This window comes from Robinsoniella sp. (assembly GCF_034124845.1).
The window spans coordinates 1-2,259 of sequence record NZ_JAWYAJ010000046.1 but is presented as its reverse complement, the minus strand read 5'-3'; the positions used below and the strand labels follow the sequence as shown (position 1 = coordinate 2,259).

The window sequence follows — 2,259 nt, the reverse complement described above, 5'->3', positions numbered from 1 at the left end:
TGGGGCTTCCTTCTCGGCCGCGCTGAAGTACCGATTTGCGTTATCCGGCCTTGTCCGTACCGGGTGGAAACGATATCTTGGTTCAAAAGTGATTGTGACAGCTTTATCGGCCTGCCTGATGGTAATGATTGGAGCGCTGCTGCTCTTTGCAGGAATTACAGTGGTGGTTTTCACAGAACTGAAACAGTGGTTTTCCATAAAAACAGAAATTTTACCGTATCTTACCGATGTGGCATGGTGGATGATACTTACTTGTATGAGCGGCAGTCTCTGGGCTTTACTGGGTGGATTTTTTGCGGCTTTCATGATAAACAAATATATGGCATATACCACCCCCTTTATTCTGTATTATGTATTGCATGCATTTCAAGAACGATATTATACATCTCTGTATATATTAAATCCCCGTGAATGGGCAGCACCCATGGCGATACCTGCCTGGAAAGCCGGACTGATGGTATCTTTGGCGGCTTTTGCAGTATCAGCGGCATATGTGATAACCATGGAAAGGAGATTGAAGGATGCATGATATAAAGCAGTCTTTTCAGATTGCAGGCTATAATTTTCACTTGTGGAAGACAAATCCCAGAGTCATTATGACCTTTGCGCTGGCATTTGTACTTTGCCTGATGTTATCGGACAAAGCGGTATCCCTGGCGAAAAGTTACGGTACGAATATGCAGATATTAGAGGCTTTTGTATGGACGTTTGGGGATGCCAATTCCATTATGATATCTTCTTTGCTATTGATTCTACTGTTTGCAGATATGCCGTTTATCAGCCAGGGAACCCCTTATTTTCTCTGTAGGACAAAGCGGTCTCTGTGGGTATGGGGGCAGGTAATCTATGTGGTGCTCGCCACAGTGATCTATACTTCTTTCCTGCTGGCGGTAAGTTGTATCATCTGTGCTCCACTGTCATTTCCGGGGAACATGTGGAGCGAGACAGGGGCACTTCTTGGCTATTCAGGCGTTGGTGTAAAAATTGCGTTGCCGGCAACCGTTAAGACTATGGAAATGTCTTACCCTTACCAGTGTGCCGCTGTTATATTTCTGCTGACTACCTTGTATTCCCTGATGATGGCTTCTGTTATGCTGCTTTTTAATCTCTGCAAAAGCCAGTTTGTGGGCGTATTGAGTGTTTTTACTTTAAATCTGTATGGGCTGCTGCTGAATCCCCAGATTTTTATGACACTGCTTCACTTACCCCTGACGATGGAATACAAAGCGAATATTGCTGTTGGCTGGCTGTCTCCTCTGAATCATGCCACCTATTATATGCACAATTTTGGTTATGACAATCTGCCACGGATATGGATGAGTGCAGGCGTATTTGGGGGGATTATAGCAATGAATTTGCTGCTTATCAGCAAAATTGCGCGTAAATACGAATTTCATTTCCTGCAGCTTAATGAGTAGGAAGAACTTTTTTACAGCACCGGTGCATGCAGAATGGTGTACGCAAGATGGAGGATGTTATGGCTGGTAAAATGGGAGATATTGCAATCAGTATAAGGAATGTAAGCAAGAAATTTGGTGAGGAAATAGTATTGAAGAATATTACGCATGATTTTGAATGCGGGATGGTGCACGGTATTGTAGGAATGAATGGATCGGGAAAAACAGTGCTGTTAAAATGTATCTGCGGTTTTTTATTACCTACAGAAGGACGCATTTATGTGAAGGATAAGCGGGTTGGGAGAGATATTGATTTTCCGGAATCGCTGGGCATGATTATAGAAAGTCCGGGATTTCTTCCGAATCTTTCCGGATTTAAGAATTTAAAATTACTGGCATCATTAAGAGGAAAGACAGACGATGAAACAATCCGAAGCGCCATTCGGCGTGTGGGGCTGGATGCAGAGTCTAAAAAGCATGTGGGGAAATATTCTATGGGAATGCGGGAACGGCTTGGGATTGCACAGGCTATCATGGAGGATCCCGATTTGTTAATCTTAGATGAGCCATTTAATGGTTTGGATAAGCAGGGAGTACAGGAAGTGTACGATCTGATCATGGAATTAAATGACCAGGGAAAGACAATATTCCTGGTCAGTCATAATGCGGCAGATATTGAGATGCTGTGTGATACGGTATGTGAAATGGATGCAGGGGTATTGAAAGTCTTATAAATGGGGGGGCTGAGGGAGGGGACGCTTTGTATACAGAGGTTGTGTACGGAAAGAGAAGGGGGCGGACCATGACAGGTGTTTGGAAGGCTTAACGCAGAACTGGCATTTTCTAACCTTCCCGAAGCGCT

The 2,259-nt window shown here is 44.0% G+C and carries 2 protein-coding genes and 1 pseudogene; all 3 read left to right on the top strand.

The genetic code is table 11. From position 1 onward, the window contains the following. Window positions 1-529 (top strand): annotated as a pseudogene (locus ACH2DQ_RS02435) (hypothetical protein); the annotation flags it as partial. Next, window positions 522-1,418 (top strand): hypothetical protein, encoded by an 897-nt coding sequence (locus tag ACH2DQ_RS02430; RefSeq protein ID WP_394910842.1) that lies wholly within the window; start codon window positions 522-524, stop codon window positions 1,416-1,418. The pseudogene ACH2DQ_RS02435 and the gene ACH2DQ_RS02430, both read left to right, overlap by 8 nt. A gap of 59 nt (window positions 1,419-1,477) precedes the next feature. After that, window positions 1,478-2,131 carry an ABC transporter ATP-binding protein gene (locus tag ACH2DQ_RS02425; RefSeq protein WP_394910843.1) on the top strand — a complete coding sequence of 218 codons (654 nt, stop codon included), beginning with the start codon at window positions 1,478-1,480 and terminating at the stop codon, window positions 2,129-2,131. Window positions 2,132-2,259 lie beyond the last annotated feature (128 nt).

Bases quoted from the DNA above. Each gene is read 5' to 3' on its own strand.
- ACH2DQ_RS02430 (WP_394910842.1), top strand. From the start codon at position 522: ATGCATGATATAAAGCAGTCTTTTCAGATTGCAGGCTATAATTTTCAC.
- ACH2DQ_RS02425 (WP_394910843.1), top strand. From the start codon at position 1,478: ATGGCTGGTAAAATGGGAGATATTGCAATCAGTATAAGGAATGTAAGC.